Raw genomic sequence first — 16601 nt, 5'->3', positions numbered from 1 at the left:
TCCCGCTTTCTCAAACCCGCTCGATGATCGCGGCCGTGCCCATGCCGGCGGCGACGCACAGCGTGATCAGGGCCGTCTGCTTGTTCGTGCGTTCCAGTTCGTCGAGCACCGTGCCGAGGATCATGGCGCCGGTGGCGCCGAGGGGGTGGCCCATGGCGATGGCGCCGCCGTTCACGTTGACCTTCGCCGGGTCGAGATCCAGGGCCTGCATGTAGCGCAGCACCACCGACGAGAACGCCTCGTTGATCTCGAAGAGATCGATGTCGTCCTTCGTCATGCCGGCCTTGCGCAAAGCCAGTTCCGAGACGTCGATCGGACCGGTGAGCATGAGCGCGAGGTCGGAGCCGATGGAGGCGAAGCCCTTGAGGCGCGCGCGGGGCTTCAGGCCCATCTTTTCGCCCCCTTGCTTCGATCCCACGAGCACGGCCGCCGCACCATCCACGATGCCCGACGAATTACCCGCGTGATGCACGTGGTTGACGGTTTCCACGTCCGGATGGGCCGCGATGGCGACCGCGTCGAAACCGCCCATCTCGCCCATCTGCACGAACGCGGCTTTCAGCTGGCCAAGCGACTGCATGTCGGTCTGCGGGCGCATGTGCTCGTCCTTGGCCAGGATCGTGATGCCGTTGACGTCCTTCACCGGCACGACGGATTTGACGAAGCGTCCTTCGTCCCAGGCTTTCGCCGCGCGCTTCTGCGACTCGACCGCATAGGCGTCGACGTCGTCGCGCGAAAAACCGTACTTCGTCGCGATCAGATCCGCCGAGATGCCCTGCGGAAGAAAATACGTAGGAATGGCGATGCCGGGATCGACCGGCCATGCGCCGCCCGATGCACCCATGCCGATGCGGCTCATGGATTCGACGCCGCCGCCGATGGCGATGTCCTTCATGCCCGACATGACCTGCGCGGCGGCGAAATTCACCGCATCCAGGCCCGAGGCGCAGAAGCGGTTGATCTGCACGCCCGGCACCTCCTTGCCGAAGCCTGCCTTCAAGGCCGCCGCACGCGCGATATCGCCGCCGGCTTCGCCGACGGGATCGACGCAGCCGAGCACCACGTCCTCCACGAGCATCGGGTCGAGATCATTGCGCTTGCGGATGGCATCGAGCGCCGTCACGGCGAGATCGACCGCCGGAACCTCATGCAGCGAGCCATCCGGCTTGCCGCGTCCGCGCGGGGTGCGGACGGCGTCGTAGATAAAGGCTTCAGCCATGGCGGCCTCCAGATTTATTTGAGCGTCATCCCGGGCAAGCGAAGTGCGACCCGGGGTCGTTATCAGAATTAGGCACTATGCTCGTCATGCGATCCCGGCTCTTCGCTCACGCTCCGGCCGGGATGACACTTGTGGGTTAGAAGGCTTCCATCGGCAGTGCCATGGTCGTGTCCGCGCCCGTAGAAATGCGCGCAAGGCGCATCCCGGTCTCGGGCATCAGGCGCTCCATGAAGAAGCGGCCGGTGAGCAGCTTCGCGTCCATCTTGTCGGCGACGCCGTTGCCTTGCGCCTTCCTGGCCTGCGCGGCCTTGGCCATCCTGGCCCACATGTAGCCAAGGACCACGAGGCCGAAGAGGTGCATGTAGTCTGTCGCGCCGGCGCCCGCGTTGTCGGGCTTCGCCATGGCGTTCTGCATGAACCACATGGTCGCCTGCTGCAGATGGCCGAGGCCCTGCTGCAGGGGAGCGATATACGCCTTTAGGGTCTCGTCGCCCGCATTCTCCTGGCAGAAGGCGCCGACCTCGTTGAAGAAGGTCATGATGGCGCGTCCGCCATCCTTGCCGAGCTTGCGGCCGACGAGATCCATGGCCTGAATCCCGTTGGCGCCCTCGTAGATCATGGCGATGCGGGCATCGCGCACGAACTGCGACATGCCCCATTCCTCGATATAGCCGTGGCCGCCGAACATCTGCTGCGCCTTGACGGCATTGTCGAAGCCGAGATCGGTGAGCACGCCTTTCACCACGGGTGTCATCAGGCCCATGTAATCCTCGGCGGTCTGGCGCTGCGCATCGTCGGACGAGCGATGCGCGATGTCGCTGTTGAGCCCCGTCCAGACGACGAGCGCGCGCGCCGCCTCGTTGAACGCCTTGATCGAGAGAAGCGTGCGGCGCACGTCCGGATGCACGATGATCGGATCCGCCGGCTTGTCGGGGAACTTCGCACCCGTGAGCGAACGGCCCTGCAGGCGGTCCTTCGCGTAGGCCACGGCATTCTGATAGGCGACCTCCGACTGGGACAGCCCCTGGACGCCGACCGCGAGCCGCGCCTCGTTCATCATCACGAACATCGCGTTGAGGCCGCGGTTCGCCTCGCCGACGAGCCAGCCCTTCGCACCGTCGTAGTTCATCACGCAGGTGGCGTTGCCGTGGATGCCCATCTTGTGCTCGAGGGAGCCGCAGGAGACGCCGTTATGATTGCCGAGCGAGCCGTCACCGTTGACGAGGAATTTCGGCACAACGAAAAGCGAGATGCCCTTGGTGCCGTCCGGTGCGCCTTCGATGCGGGCGAGCACCAGATGGACGATGTTCTCCGCCATGTCGTGCTCGCCGGCGGAGATGAAGATCTTGGTGCCCGAAATCGCGTAGGAGCCGTCGCCGTTCGGAACCGCCTTGGTCTTGAGCAGGCCCAGATCCGTGCCGCAATGGGGCTCGGTGAGATTCATGGTACCGGTCCAAGCGCCTTCCACCATCTTCGGCAGGTAGGTCTTCTTCTGCTCGTCGGTCCCGTGCACCAGGAGCGCCGCAATGGCTCCCTGCGTCAGGCCCGGATACATGCCGAGAGCGAGGTTCGCCGAGGAGATGAATTCCTGCATGATGGTGTTGAGGACCGAGGGGAGCCCCTGCCCGCCGTATTCCTCCGGCACCGACAACCCCATCCAGCCGCCCGTCGCATAGGCCTCATAGGCCGCCTTGAAGCCCTTCGGCGTCGTCACCGATCCATCCGGGTTGCGGGTGCAGCCTTCCTGGTCGCCCGACTGGTTCAGGGGCGCGAACTCCTCCTCGCAAAGCTTGGCGCCCTCAGAGAGGATGGCCTCGACCGTATCGGGCGTCGCATCGGCGAAACCGGGCAGATTGTTGTACCGCTCAATCGGGAACACGTCGTTCAGAAGGAACATGACGTCTTCGACGGGTGCCTTGTAGACCGGCATTCGGACTCTCCCAAATCGGACGCCGGTGCCGAAGACCCAATGGGGTATGCACCGGCCGAAGATATAGTTCACATATAAACTATATGGCCGTTTTGGAAAGAGGTAGGGTGGGAAATCTTTGGTGGAAGCGACGAAGGTGGCTTCCAGCCAAGCCGGCTCCGGACAAACAGCAACGCCCACCCGGCAGCAGGTATGTCACCTGCTCTCGAATGGGCGCCCTTGAAAGACAAAGTCTTTAGGGAAGCGCTGCCTTTCAGGCGGCGGCAGCGAGACCGGCGCGGCGCGCCTGGAGTTCGGCCAGCGCTTCCTCGATTTCCTTCTTCTGCTGTTCGAGGTGCTGAATCTGGCTCTCGATCTGATCAAGGGAGAGCTGGAGGTTCATAGCCGCCCCGCCGCCCGACCTCTCTTCGGCCACCATGGCGCGGATCTCGGTGAGCGTGAAGCCGAGCTGCTTGCCCTTGAGGATGACGGACAGACGCTCGCGGTCGCGGGCATCGTAGATGCGCGCCGTTCCGTCCCGGCGGGGAGACAGAAGCCCACGATCTTCATAGAAGCGCAAAGTCCGGAGGGTCACCCCGAACTCACGTGCGAGATCTCCGATCGTATAGGATTTTGCACTGTCTCCGGCTTCGCCGGCATTCGAAGTGCCTATAAGCTGATTCATGGAACGCCCCATTATCGATATTGTCAGAGGATTCGTGCGGCGCACTTATCCTTTCGTAACGAAATAATAAAACAATTACCGGTCATCTTGCAAGAGTCTTGCGACAGACCGGTTCCGCAAAGGCAAAGAGCGGCCCTGTCGCATGTGACGCAACGGCACTTGGCTGATGTCTGAAGACCGCTCCCGCTAACTCCCCTCGCCTTAACGTCTTTTTTACTACGAGAGACAAAAGTTGCGGCGTCGGGCGAAGGGTTCGAGACGGGCGTGATTCGCCTCTTTCCGGCTCCAGGCCCGTCAGGCGAGCATCGGTACGGGGCCGTGCGAGCCGCATGAGTTCACGCGTAACCCCGCGAGCGCATCATGAGACGATCCGTCTTCTCAAGACCTGACGACCTGGACCTCAATGCCCGCGAGCTCATCGCCGCTGCGGCCCGGCGGGCCGGCATGAGCATTGAGGAATGGACCGTCTCCGTGCTCGAAAAGGCGCAGAGCAAGCCGGCATCCCCGCTCCGGAAAGCCGGGAGCGACCTCGACAGCGTAATCCCCCGCGGGTCACCTTCGCTCCGCTCCCAGCTCGGGCGGGATTATGAAGCCCTGATGGCTGCCGTGGCCCAGGAGAGCGAGCGCCAGGCCAAGGATCAAGCCGCGCAGACGGCGATCGCGCTCGAATCCATGGCCCATTGGATCGAGCAGGCCGAGATCCGTCTGAACGAGGCCACCCGGAGCTCCGCCGACCAGCGTGACCGGATCGCCGTGGTACTGTCCCAGGCCCTGTCCTCCCTGAAGGACCGCCTCGACTCGGTCGAGCGCCAGGTGACCTCGGAGCGGACCAATCCGCCACGCATCGAATTTCCCATGGAGGCGGCGCTCAAGGCCCTCGCCCCCGTGTCCGAGACGCTGACCGGCCTGCGAGCGGACATGTCCCGCCTCGCCTCGCATTTCGAGCAGCCGCAGTCCATCTGGGCTCCGGCCGTCGAAGGCATCCGGACCGAGATCGATGGGTTGCGCTCCGGCATTGAAAGTCTGGCGACCCGCGACGAGATCGCGGCCCTCGATGCGGCTCTCGGCTCCATCTCGAGGGAGCTCGAACAGGGACCGACGACGAAGGATCTGCGGACCCTCGCCAACTCGATCACGGTTCTCTACGAACAGGTCCAGTCCCTGTCGGAAGAAGTCAGCGAAGGCCTGCTTCGACGCATCGGCCGCGAGATCGACCAGATCAAGGGCAAGATCGACGCGTTGGCCGCAACGGGCGTCGACCGTTCCGTCGTCGACTTCCTCAGCGGCCAGATCGTCGACATGCGCCAGGATCTGGCGCACCGGGCCGAACCGCAGCAGATCGCCCGCCTCTCCGACGAGATCGGCACGATCAGCCGTCAGGTTTCGGAGCTTCGCCTCCACCAGGTGAGCAAGAGCGATTTCACCGCCCTGAAGACGTCCCTCGATGATGTCTGCTCGGCCCTCTACGTCACCGCCACCGCGCAGGAGACGAGCCGGGTTCCCGAGCAGTTGGAGACGTTGAGCCGGCGGATCGACGCTCTCGTCCGCCGCCCGGACCCCGTCTCGACCGATCTCACCCCGATCAGCGCGCAGCTCGCGCTCCTCAGCGAGCGGATGGCCAGCCTGTCGGAGAGCCGCGTCGGCGACAGCGATAGGCTGGTCGGGACGATCGAGCGGCTGTCTTCGCGGATCGAAGCCGTCGCCGAACGGGAGCCCTCCTCCCACGAGCCCCTGATGCGGCGCTTCGACCGCATCGAGCAGGATCTGCGTGAACTCGGCCGTCAGACCGACACCGCCGACATGGCACAGATGCTCCGCTCCATCGGCGAGAAGCTCGAGCGGCCACCGGCTCAGCCTGCTGGCCTCGATTCCCTCGAGCGACAGATCAGAACCCTGACCGAACGGTTCGAGGCGATGCCCGGGGAGGCCATGCACACGGCCCTGACCGAGGCGACCGGCCATCTCAAGAGCCTGCGGGATGAAGCGGTCGACATTGCCGAGCGCGCCGCCCGAACCGTGCTGAACGACATTCGCCCCACCCTGCCGGAGACGGGCGATTTCGATGCGCTCAAGCATGGCTTCGTCGAGCTGAAGGCGCTGCACAGCCGCTCCGACAAGAAGACCCAGGAAACCCTGCGCGCCGTTCACGACGCTCTGGAATCGCTCGTCTCCCGTCTGCCGAACGAGATCACGGTCACCATCGCCGACACTGGCAGGACATCGGCGCCCCCGGCCGCCGAACCGTTGCCGCCGGCGGATCGCCTGGAAGCCGCCGTGCGCAGGCTCCATGCCGCCACTCTCACTCAGATCGAAGAAACCGCCCCGCAGGCGCTCGACATCGCCCGCTGGGAATCGTCCATGGCGCAGGCTCCGGATGCGGCTCCTGCGGCCGATGTCGGAAACGTGCGCGCCAACTTCATCGCCGCTGCGAGACGAGCCGTCCAGAACGCCGCACCGGAGCTGCCGGCATCCATCCCGGCGCCCGCGACCCAGGAGGCGGAACTCTCCGATGAAGAGCCGGAATCCGACGAGTCCCTGTCGCCTCCCTCGTCGTTCTTCGAGCGCCTGCGCCGGACCCTCGACAACCGGCGGCGTCCCCTCCTCTTCGGACTGGCCTTCCTGATCCTGGCCGCAGGCACCTACCAGATCCTATCGATCACTCAGTATGGGCAGGACCTGTCCCTGGCGCCGGCAGGCGTGAAGGAGCCGGCACAGCCTGCACCGGCAAAGCGCGCCGACGAAGCCGGCAACGCCTCTCCGGCCGACGAGGCAAATCTCTTCCAATCGTCCAGCCTCGCCACGGGATCCATTCCCGCCGGTCCTCTACCGGCCGGGCAGTTCCTCGTCGATCCCGCGACCATCGACGGCATTCCCGTCGATACGCCGGCATCGCTGCAGCACGCGGCCTTGTCAGGCGATGCGGCGGCGATCTACGAGGTCGCGGCGCGGGCCGCGGAAGGACGCGGCATGGCACGGGACGTGAAAGCCGCCGCCCGTCTGTTCGAGCGCGTCTCCCAGGCGGGCCTGCCTCCGGCCCAGGAACGGCTCGCCATGATGCACGAGAAGGGAGAGGGCGTTCCGCTCGATCTCAAGCAGGCCGCCTTCTGGTACGAGCGTGCGGCGCTGGGCGGCAACGTCCGCGCCATGCACAACCTCGCCACCGTCCTCGCCTCGGGCAAGAACGGCAAGCCGGACTACGCCGCCGCCCTTCGCTGGTACGCGGAGGCTGCGGAATATGGCCTGCGGGACAGCCAGTACAACCTGGGCATCCTGCTCGCCCGCGGCATCGGGGCAAGGCCCGACCGCTCCAAGGCCTACCAGTGGTTCTCCCTCGCGGCCGACCAGGGCGACCCGGAAGCCGCGCAGAAGCGCGACGAGATCGCCGTGTTCCTGAATCCGGCCGAGCTCAAGGCTGCCAAGGCCGCCCTCGAACTCTGGCGCCCGAGGGCCGCCGACCCCGTCGCGAACAAGCCGCCGATCTCCGCCCAGGGCCAGGCCGCCTCTCTGGATCGATCCCAGGGCACCCGGAGTTGACGGCACGCAGGCTTTGTCATCTTCCATTCAGAACATGAGCATTACATCGCCTGCATGATGCTGTAACAACGACATGGCTGCACCGGCCATTGGGGGAACCGGGGTGCAAATCTATTTGCCGATCGCCGAGATGCCTGTGAGCGTTCTTCTCATCCTGGGAATGGGGGCGGCGGTAGGCTTCATTTCAGGTCTTTTCGGGATCGGCGGCGGCTTTCTGATGACGCCGCTCCTGATCTTCCTCGGCATCCCCCCGGCCGTCGCGGTGGCAACCCAATCGGCGCAGATCGTCGCCTCCTCCACAACGAGCGTGCTCGGCGCGCTGCGCCGCAACGCCCTCGACCATAAGCTCGGCGCCATCTTGGTCGCTGGTGGCTTTGTCGGCTCGGCGCTGGGCGTGTGGTTCTTCGCGGCGGCGCGACGGGCCGGCCAGCTCGAGCTCGTCATCGTCGTCTCCTACGTGACGCTGTTCACCATCGTGGGCAGCCTGATGCTCAAGGAGAGCATCCGGGAATTCTGGAGCCGCCGGAAGGGCGGCGCGGTGCGCCCGCGGCGCAGGGCCGGCGAGCATGCGCCCTATCTCGGCTGGCCCCTGCGCATGCGCTTCTACCGTTCCAAGCTTTATGTGAGCATCATCCCGATCATCGGGCTGTCGCTGTTCATCGGCTTCGCCGGCGCGCTGCTCGGCATCGGCGGCGGCTTCATCGTGGTGCCTGCCCTGCTCTACATCTTCCGGGTGCCCACCAACGTGGTCGTGGGCACCTCCCAGTTCCAGATCGTCTGCACCACCCTCGTGGCTCTCATCCTCCATGCGGTGACAAACCAAGCCGTCGACATGGTCCTGGCGATCCTGCTCATCGTCGGCGGCGTGTTCGGCGCGCAGTTCGGGGCGCGCATGGGCCGCCACCTGCGGGCGGAGCTGTTCCGTTTCCTGCTGGCCATCCTGCTGCTGGCGGTCGGCCTGCGCTTCGGCCTGGAACTCGTGATGAAGCCGGAGGAGCCGTTCTCCATCACGGTGCAGGAGGTGCGCACGTGAGGCTCGCCGTCTCCCTCCTGGTCCTTCTCGGCACGATGGTCTGCGCACGCGCGGAAACCCTGATCACATCCCTGTCGAACCACCGGGTCCTGATCAATTCGAACTACACGGGAACGCAGATCGCCGTGTTCGGCGCCATCGAGCGGGACGCGCAGACCATCGCCAGGGCGACGGGCTATGACATCGTCGTGACCGTTCGCGGCCCGCGCCAGTTCCTCACCGTGCGCGAGAAGGAGCGGCTGGGTCCCGTCTGGATCAATCAGGACCAGCAGAAGTTTCCGACCGCCCCGTCCTACCTGAACGTGCTCAGCTCCCGACCCATCGAGGAGATCACGAGCGACCAGCTGCGCCAGCGCCAGAAGATCGGCCTGGGGGCGATCATCAATTCCGGCGACTTCACGCTCGCGCGCGGCGGCGCGGATCAGCCGTTCCGGGATGCGCTGTACCGGCTCAAATCGGAGGAAGGTCTCTATCTGGAAGACGAGCGCGGCGTCACCTTCCTGACGCCCGAAATCTTCCGCGCCGCCATCGCGCTGCCGGCGACCGCCCCGCCCGGCAATTACGATGTCGACGTCACGCTCTTCGCCGATACGGTGATCCTGGCCCGCACGCAGACACACTTCGAGCTGGTCAAAACCGGCTTCGAGGAGCAGGTGGGCGTCATAGCCCGCGACTGGTCGCTCGCCTACGGCCTGACGACGGCAGCCATCGCCCTCATGTTCGGCTGGCTCGCCAGCACGATCTTCCGGCGCGACTGAAAAGACTCATGCCTCCCCTTTACGCCGCAGGACAGGCAGGCAATCCTGCCGACGGCGAGAACAAGGGGTGCCCCATGATGCTCCGGTGCGGGACGGTTCAGTTTCATCACAAGGCCGACGACAAGATCTACAACATGTCGGTCGCGGAGCGCTTCGCCCGGGAAGCCGCCGAGGCCCAGGTCAAGATCCTCGCCTTTCCGGAGATGTGCCTCACCGGGTACTGGCACGTTCGCAATCTGGGGCGCGAGAGGCTGGAGCAGCTCGCGGAACCCGTGCCGTCGGGGCCCTCCACTCAAGCCGTCCTCAAGCTCTCGAAGCGCTACGACATGGCCATCGGCGTCGGATTGATCGAGCGCGGGGACGATGGCCGCCTGTTCAACACCTATGTGGTCTGCCTGCCCGATGGACGGGCTCACCGTCACCGCAAGCTCCATGCCTTCGAGAGCGACGATATCGCCAGCGGCGACAGCTACACGGTCTTCGACACGCCTTTCGGCGTGAAGGTCGGCGTTCTCATCTGCTGGGACAACAACCTCGTGGAGAACGCCCGCGCCACCGCCCTTCTCGGCGCCGACATCGTCATGGCCCCGCATCAGACCGGCGGCTGCCATTCGCGCAGTCCCCAGGCCATGGGCCTCATCGATCCTGCCCTTTGGGAGAACCGCCATCACGATCCGGAGGCGATCGAGGCCGAATTCCGGGGGCCAAAAGGGCGCGAATGGCTGCTGCGCTGGCTGCCCGCCCGCGCCCACGACAACGGCTATTTCCTGCTCTTTGCCAACGGCGTCGGCGAAGACGACGGCGAGGTGCGCACCGGCAACGCCATGATCATCGATTGCTACGGCCGCATCATCAACGAGACCTGGAAGGCGCAGGATGCCCTCGTCGTGGCCGATCTCGACCTCAGCCTCTTGCCGCTCGCCACAGGCCGGCGCTGGATTCGCGGTCGGCGGCCGGAGCTTTACGGCCTTCTCACGGAGCCGCAGGGCCACGAGCTCGCGCCACGGCAGGCACGCTTCTCCGAGGCGCCCGTGGTGAAGAAGACCGGGTGAGAAAACGACAATTCCGCAGGCTCTCAATCCCGGCAGAGCATCGCCTTGGCAATCGCGAAGATGCGCTCGGTGCCGATGAGATGCGCGGTGAAGCCTTTCGGGAAGAGCGGCTTGAAGGCAGCGTCGCAGGCATTCAACCCGCCCGCATAGGCGCCGAGCGCCGGCATGACGCAGCGCTTGCCGTCGGTCAGAAAGCAGCGCCGCCGCGTGGCGCGCCCGCGCATCACCACCTTGCCGACCGGATGCAGGTGGCCGGCGATTTCCGCCTGCTCCCCCGAGGCCGGTTCGTGGCGCAGGGTGAGGGAACCGAGCGCCATCTCGTCGACCACCTGCCCACCGATGCTGTCGGGCAGGATGCGGTCGTGATTGCCTGTGACCCAGATCCACTCACGCCCCTTCTGCACGTCATTGAGCGTCGTGCGTTCCTCAGTCCCGAGACGATCCGGCCCGCCGATGTCGTGAAAACTGTCGCCGAGCGCAATGACGGTCTTCGGATCGAAGCGGAACACCGCATCGGAGAGCGCGACCAGCGTCTCGCGGGTGTCGTAGGGCGGCAGCATCATGCCGCGCCGGGCGAAGGACGATCCCTTCTCGAAATGGAGATCGGCCACGAGCAGCGCATCATGCGCGGGCAGGTACATCGCTCCCGTCAGGTCGAGGAGCGCCAGCTGCCCTGACAGCTCGATCTCGTGCGTTGTCTGTTTGTTCTTACGCAATGCCGTCACGCCAAAGCCTCGTCGAGAAGCGCCGCTTCCGCCTCGGCCAGAATCTCGTCCGCATTGTCGCTATAGACGCGCTCGCGGCCGATCTCCAGCATGACGGACACGCTCAAAGGAGAAACCCGGTCGAGCGGCTTGTGGATGATTCGCCCCCGGATGCGCTCTAACATCATGCCGAGGCGCCTGACGTCGAGGAGTCCCGTTGCCGCATCCGCCCGCGCGGCGCGCAGGAGCACGTGGTCGGGTTCGTGCTTGCGCAGCACGTCGTAGACGAGATCGGTCGAGATGGTGACCTGCCGCCCGGTCTTCTTCTCCCCTGGGAACCGGCGCTCGATGAGCCCGGCGATCACGGCGCATTGGCGAAAGGTGCGCTTCATGAGGGCCGACTCGGCGAGCCAGTCCTCCAGATCGTCGCCGAGCATGTCCTCGGAGAAGAGGTCGTCCAGGAAAGCCGGGTCGCGCCCGGCGCGGGCCGCGATATCGCCCGAGGCATAGACCGCGATTCCGTAATCGTTCGCCACGAATCCGAGCGGCTTGAGCTTCGCCCGCTCCAGGCGGCGCGTGAGCAGCATGCCGAGCGTCTGATGCGCGAGCCTGCCCTCGAACGGGAAGCAGGTCATGTAGTAGCGGTTGCCGCGTGGAAAGGTCTCGACCAGAAGGTCGCGCGGTCCGGGCACGATCGAGCGGCGGCGCTGCTGCAAGAGCCACTCGGTCATCTGTCCCGGCAGGCGGTCCCATTCGAACGGATCGGCCAGGATCGCCCGCACCCGCGCGGCGAGAAACGTCGAGAGCGGAAACTTGCCGCCCTCGTAGGACGGGATCATCGGATCGGTGCCGGAGCCCGCCCGCGTCACCAAGACCTCGTCCTCGGATATGCCCTCGAAGCGCAGCACCTCGCCGGCGAACAGGAACGTGTCGCCAGGAGTGAGCGTCTCGGCGAAGTACTCCTCGATCTCCCCGAGGATCCTTCCACGCGGCAGGACCGTTCCCGGACGCGAGCGCGTGCTCTTGCCGAGCCGCACCTTGATCATGCTGGATTCGACGATGGTGCCGACGTTCAGCCGGTATTGCTGCGCGACCTTTGCATCGCGCACGCGCCAGAGATCGTCCTTGCCCTTCACGATCTTGGCGAAGCGTTCGTAGGCGCGAAGCGCATAACCGCCTGTCGCGACGAAAGCGACGCAGGCCTCGAAATCCTCCAAGGTCAAACCCGCGTAAGGTGCTGCGGACCGCACTTCCTCGTAGAGCTCATCGAGCTTGAATGGCTCGGCGCAGGCCATGCCGAGGATGTGCTGGCAGAGCACGTCGAGCGCGCCGATGCGCGCATCCGGCGTATCCTGCGCCGCCTCGTGCACCGCGTCGAGCGCCGCACGGCATTCGAGAATCTCGAAGCGGTTCGCCGGCACGAGATAGGCTTCCGACGGCTCGTCCATGCGATGGTTCGAGCGGCCGATGCGCTGCATGATGCGTGAGGCGCCCTTCGGCGCGCCCACATTCACCACGAGATCCACGTCGCCCCAGTCGATGCCGAGATCCAGCGTCGCGGTGCACACCACCGCTTTCAGCCTCCCCGCCGCCATCGCCTCTTCCACGCGCCGGCGCTGCGACACGTCGAGCGAGCCATGATGGAGCGCGATGGCGAGGTTGTCGTCGTTGAGCTTCCAGAGTTCCTGGAAGGTGTATTCCGCCTGCAGGCGAGTGTTGACGAAAACGAGCGTCGTCTTGTGCGTGCGGATCAGATCGTAGATCGCCGGCATCGACAGCGAGGCCGTGTGGCCCGCGAGCGGCAGGCGCTCGTCGAGTTCGAGCATGCGGATGTCGGGCTGCGCGCCGCCCTGGACCACGACGAGGTCGGCGAGCGCTTCTTCACCCTCCCCTTGAGGGGGAGGGTCGGAGCGCATCGGCGCTCCGGGGTGGGGTGGCAGCGCCGACGCAGGTCGTGTTTCCACCCCCTCCCGCACCTCCGGTGCGACCTCCCCCCTCAAGGGGGAGGTGGGGCGCTGCCCCACCAAATACCTTCTCAGATCGTCCGGCTCGCGCACCGTCGCCGACAGCCCCACGGCGGTCGCCTCCGGCGCGATGGCCATGAGCCGCGCCAGCCCGAGCGACAGCAGGTCGCCGCGCTTCGAGGTGACCAGCGAATGCAGCTCGTCCAGCACCACGCGGCGCAGGTCCTTGAAGAACTCCCGCGCCTCTGCATGGGCGAGCAGGAGGGCCAGCTGCTCCGGCGTGGTCAGCAGGATGTCAGGTGGCCGCTCGATCTGCCGGGCGCGCTTGTGCGAGGGCGTATCGCCCGTGCGCGTCTCGATGCGGATGGGCAGCCCCATCTCCTGCACGGGGGTTTCGAGGTTGCGGGCGATGTCGGTGGCGAGCGCCTTGAGAGGCGAGATGTAGAGGGTGTGGAGCCCTCGCCTGTCCTTGGCCGTGCCCCGGCCCGGCCCTTTCTCGGCCAATTCCACCAGGCTCGGCAGGAACCCGGCAAGCGTCTTGCCCGCACCCGTGGGCGCCACGAGCAGGACGGAACGGCCCTGCCGCGCCTTGGCGAGCAGTTCGAGCTGGTGCTCGCGGGGCGCCCAGCCTCGGCTCTTGAACCAGTCACGGAAGATTTTCGGGAGAAGGGAGACTTGCGACATGAATCCTGAACATAAGGTGCGTCCGGCCTTTCGCCAGAGACTTCCCGACACAAGGAGATAAAGTTACCATATCGAGGTCGGGGCTCTGGCGTGAACGTCTACCAATGGCCGCTTGCCATCTTCCGGCGGATCATTTCACCTTGGACAACGCCAACAACGAGAATGAAAAGGCAGAACGCCATGTCGGATGACTTTCAGTTCCAGAATGCCGTCGCGGTCGTCACGGGAGGGACGCAAGGGCTCGGCGAGGCCATCGCCCGCACCTTTGCCGAACGGGGCGCCAAGGGGCTCGTGATCTGCGGCCGCAACGCGGAGCGCGGGCATGCCATCGCGCGGGAGATTTCCGGGCAAGGGTGCCACACGGAATTCGTGCAGGCCGATCTCGAAAGCGTCGACGAGGCGCGTCAGGTCACGGCGCGGGCGGACAGCGTGTTCGGGCGCATCGACGCCCTGGTCAATGCGGCGGGTATCACCGATCGCGGCACGATCTTCGACACCACGCCGGAACTCTTCGACCGCATGTTCGCGGTCAATGTGCGCGCGCCCTTCTTCCTGATGCAGGAAGCCGCCAAGATCATGCGGCGCGAGAAGATCGAGGGCGCGATGGTCAACATCCTGTCGATGTCGGCCCATGGCGGCCAGCCTTTCATCACCGCCTATAGCGGCTCGAAGGGCGCGCTCGCCACGCTCACCAAGAACGCCGCCTTCAGCCTCATGCCCTGGCGCATCCGCGTGAACGCGCTGAACATCGGCTGGATGAACACGCCGGGCGAGGACCGGATCATTCGGCTTTATCATGGCGCCCAGGACGGATGGCTGGAGAAGGCCATGAAGGAACAGCCTTTCGGCCGCCTTCTGGAACCAAGGGAGGTCGCCCGCGCCGTGGCGTTCCTGTGCAGTTCCGAGTCCGGCATGATGACCGGCTCGGTGATCGATTTCGACCAATCCGTGATGGGCTGCTACGAAAGCGCGCCGCATCCCTCGACGCCGGCGCAGTAGACGTTTCTTACAACCGCAGCCTCGTTCTGGCCGACTGGTCGGAAACCATCTTGCCTTGTCATCACCGGCCTTGTGCCGGTGATCTCGATTGGAAAGGCACGGCGCTTCACCTTATCGGGATGGCCGGGCCAAGCCCGGCCATGACGTCGAAAGTGTCACCGGCTTAACGCTGCAGCACCATCAGAAACCCCGGCACGGGCACGCCGCGATCCTCGCGGGTCGAGACGCGCTCGAAGATCACGAGGGTGAAGCCTTCGTGCTCCGCGAGTCCGCGCAAATAAGTCTCACTATGGGCGTATCGGGCATCCTCGCCGAGGATGTATCCCTCGCCCTCATGCGTCTGGACGGTGAAGGCGAAGAGGCCTTCGCGCTTCAACACCCGATGCGCCTCCCGGAAGACCGCATCGAGCGCCGCCATGTAGACGAACACGTCGGCGGCCACGACGAGGTCGGCCTCGCCCGTCCCGCGTCCGCTCAGGAACGCGACGAGTTCACCCTCGTGCAGGGCATCGTAGAGTTTCGTCTTGTCCGCCTTCTCGAGCATTCGCGGGGAGAGATCCACGCCCTCGATGGCGGCGCAGCGCCCGGCGAGTTCCTGCGCCATCAGCCCGGTGCCGCAGCCCAGATCGAGGGTTTGCCCGAAGCGGTCATCCCGGATTTGCTCGGAGCAGGCCCGGCGCAGCGCGGCGGCGATCAGCTCCGGGCCGCGATAGGCGAGGCTCTCGGTCAGGTGCTGGTCGAATTTCGGCGCGTAATCGTCGAAGAGAGCCCGTACATAGCCGTCGGTCATCGCCTCGTCGGGCGTGAGCGCCCCGAGCCGTGCGAGGTCGAGCCGCACCCCCATGGCGTCCTCGGGCTCCAGCGAAAGAGCCTGGCGCAGGGCTGCCACCGCCTCCTCCCGCGCTCCGAGTTCGGCAAGCGAGCGCCCCAGCATCGCATGGGCGGCCGCGAAGCCCGGTACGAGTTCGAGCACCTGCCGGGCCAGATCGGCAGCGGCCTCGAAGTCGCGCTCGTCGAAGGCCGCGCGGGCATATTCGTAACGGTGATCGGCGCGAAAATCGCCGGAGGTTCGGACGGTGGTGGTCAAAGACATGGCCTTGGATGCGGGAGAGCGGAAGGGCTGTCAATGGTGCGCCAGGAACGGAGTAGAAGCCGAAACCAATGTCGGGTTGCGGGACGGTCGGGCCCCTCGCTCTTGTCTCTATCGTACGGATCCTCTCGTCGGGCCCGGCCTTATGCCGACCGCCTCAATCCCGAGAAGCGCACCGTCTCCTCCTCTCGTTTGGGAGAGGGGGTGAGCGCTCTGCGTCTATCTGCTCCCCGTCATGGCCGGCCTTGTGCCGGCCATCCCCGGCTGCCGTGCCCCCACAGCCCTCATCCTGAGGAGGTCGCTGTGCGACCGTCTCGAAGGACGAGGGCGTCTCCCGTGCACGCTGGAGGATCCTTCGAGACGCCGCTTGCAGCGGCTCCTCAGGATGAGGTCGGAGAGGGGTCGGAGAGGAGCGCTCCCTTTCCATCCTCTCCACCGTCATGGCCGGCCTTGTGCCGGCCATCCCGATTGTTTGACGCGCGGCGCTTTTCGGATCGGGATCACCGGCACGAGGCCGCTGATGACGGCGCGGGGGTGGTGAGGGCGAGCGCAATGTTCTTACTTTGTTCTTGACAGCCGCATCAACCTTGGATATAACATTGCGTAGATCTGCTCCTGACGAGGGGCGCGCTTCGCGAGGCGTCGCAAGTTGTGGGAGCAGGCACGGTCCTGTCCGCCGGTCACGCAGCCGGCGCCAGGAGGCCCTTGGCAGCCGTGTGCTGGTCCAAGTCTAAACGCCTAAAAAGAACCGTGCGCGAAGCGGCCGTCCGGCTCTTCCATCTACCACACCAAGCGAGCCGGGCTGCCCGTCGCGCCACCCTCGAACCCTGACGGCTCGCAGCGCAAGCTGCGGGCCCACAGGTGCTGGCTCTTTGACATCAGACACACCCCCGTCATCCCGGGGCCCCGCAGCGGAACCCGGGACCCAGAGCCGCCGACGGTGCAAAACGAGACGCAACGCGGCTCGTCC

At 65.7% G+C, this 16601-nt stretch carries 11 protein-coding genes; 5 read left to right on the top strand and 6 right to left on the bottom strand.

Annotated features, from left to right (window positions below; all coding sequences use genetic code 11):
- Positions 1-10 precede the first annotated feature (10 nt).
- The 3 genes from DDF70_RS10180 to DDF70_RS10170 form a co-directional block, all read right to left on the bottom strand.
- On the bottom strand, positions 11-1219 hold the full coding sequence (locus tag DDF70_RS10180; RefSeq protein ID WP_114944758.1) for an acetyl-CoA C-acetyltransferase: 1209 nt from the start codon (positions 1217-1219) through the stop codon (positions 11-13).
- Between the two features lie 136 nt (positions 1220-1355).
- Positions 1356-3149 carry an acyl-CoA dehydrogenase C-terminal domain-containing protein gene (locus DDF70_RS10175; protein ID WP_114944757.1) on the bottom strand — a complete coding sequence of 598 codons (1794 nt, stop codon included), beginning with the start codon at positions 3147-3149 and terminating at the stop codon, positions 1356-1358.
- Between the two features lie 253 nt (positions 3150-3402).
- Entirely contained in the window at positions 3403-3813 is a 411-nt protein-coding gene (locus DDF70_RS10170; protein ID WP_114944873.1) for a MerR family transcriptional regulator, read from the bottom strand.
- Between the two features lie 360 nt (positions 3814-4173).
- On the opposite strand from DDF70_RS10170, the gene DDF70_RS10165 reads away from it, so the two are divergent.
- The 4 genes from DDF70_RS10165 (at position 4174) to DDF70_RS10150 (ending at position 10190) form a co-directional block, all read left to right on the top strand.
- Positions 4174-7347, top strand: a complete 3174-nt coding sequence (locus DDF70_RS10165; RefSeq protein WP_114944756.1) for an SEL1-like repeat protein — start codon at positions 4174-4176, stop codon at positions 7345-7347.
- Positions 7348-7450: 103 nt separating this feature from the next.
- Positions 7451-8380, top strand: coding sequence for a sulfite exporter TauE/SafE family protein (locus DDF70_RS10160; protein ID WP_114944872.1), 930 nt, complete (start codon positions 7451-7453; stop codon positions 8378-8380).
- Complete coding sequence (locus DDF70_RS10155) at positions 8377-9138, top strand: TIGR02186 family protein (protein ID WP_114944755.1); 762 nt, start codon at positions 8377-8379, stop codon at positions 9136-9138. Before DDF70_RS10160 ends, DDF70_RS10155 begins: the two co-directional genes overlap by 4 nt.
- An 8-nt stretch (positions 9139-9146) precedes the next feature.
- Positions 9147-10190 (top strand): nitrilase family protein, encoded by a 1044-nt coding sequence (locus DDF70_RS10150; protein ID WP_245435433.1) that lies wholly within the window; start codon positions 9147-9149, stop codon positions 10188-10190.
- A 23-nt stretch (positions 10191-10213) separates the two neighbouring features.
- On the opposite strand, the gene pdeM is transcribed toward DDF70_RS10150, so the two are convergent.
- Entirely contained in the window at positions 10214-10915 is a 702-nt protein-coding gene (pdeM, locus tag DDF70_RS10145) for a ligase-associated DNA damage response endonuclease PdeM (RefSeq protein ID WP_114944754.1), read from the bottom strand.
- Positions 10912-13542 carry a ligase-associated DNA damage response DEXH box helicase gene (locus DDF70_RS10140; protein ID WP_114944753.1) on the bottom strand — a complete coding sequence of 877 codons (2631 nt, stop codon included), beginning with the start codon at positions 13540-13542 and terminating at the stop codon, positions 10912-10914. The genes pdeM and DDF70_RS10140 overlap by 4 nt, the downstream gene beginning before the upstream one ends.
- Before the next feature lie 180 nt (positions 13543-13722).
- Between DDF70_RS10140 and DDF70_RS10135 the strand changes: the two genes are divergently transcribed.
- Positions 13723-14541, top strand: coding sequence for an SDR family oxidoreductase (locus tag DDF70_RS10135; RefSeq protein ID WP_114944752.1), 819 nt, complete (start codon positions 13723-13725; stop codon positions 14539-14541).
- A gap of 163 nt (positions 14542-14704) precedes the next feature.
- On the opposite strand, the gene DDF70_RS10130 is transcribed toward DDF70_RS10135, so the two are convergent.
- Entirely contained in the window at positions 14705-15634 is a 930-nt protein-coding gene (locus DDF70_RS10130) for a class I SAM-dependent DNA methyltransferase (RefSeq protein ID WP_114944751.1), read from the bottom strand.
- Positions 15635-16601 lie beyond the last annotated feature (967 nt).

The sequence above is a fragment of the Microvirga calopogonii genome, assembly GCF_003347665.1.
GTDB classification, from domain to species: domain Bacteria; phylum Pseudomonadota; class Alphaproteobacteria; order Rhizobiales; family Beijerinckiaceae; genus Microvirga; species Microvirga calopogonii.
This window is presented reverse-complemented; position numbering and strand designations above follow the sequence as displayed.

Coding starts and splice junctions, on each gene's coding strand:
- DDF70_RS10165 (WP_114944756.1), top strand. CDS start 4,174: ATGAGACGATCCGTCTTCTCAAGACCTGACGACCTGGACCTCAATGCC.
- DDF70_RS10135 (WP_114944752.1), top strand. CDS start 13,723: ATGTCGGATGACTTTCAGTTCCAGAATGCCGTCGCGGTCGTCACGGGA.
- DDF70_RS10150 (WP_245435433.1), top strand. CDS start 9,147: ATGCCTCCCCTTTACGCCGCAGGACAGGCAGGCAATCCTGCCGACGGC.
- DDF70_RS10175 (WP_114944757.1), bottom strand. CDS start 3,149: ATGCCGGTCTACAAGGCACCCGTCGAAGACGTCATGTTCCTTCTGAAC.
- DDF70_RS10170 (WP_114944873.1), bottom strand. CDS start 3,813: ATGAATCAGCTTATAGGCACTTCGAATGCCGGCGAAGCCGGAGACAGT.
- DDF70_RS10180 (WP_114944758.1), bottom strand. CDS start 1,219: ATGGCTGAAGCCTTTATCTACGACGCCGTCCGCACCCCGCGCGGACGC.
- DDF70_RS10140 (WP_114944753.1), bottom strand. CDS start 13,542: ATGTCGCAAGTCTCCCTTCTCCCGAAAATCTTCCGTGACTGGTTCAAG.
- DDF70_RS10130 (WP_114944751.1), bottom strand. CDS start 15,634: ATGTCTTTGACCACCACCGTCCGAACCTCCGGCGATTTTCGCGCCGAT.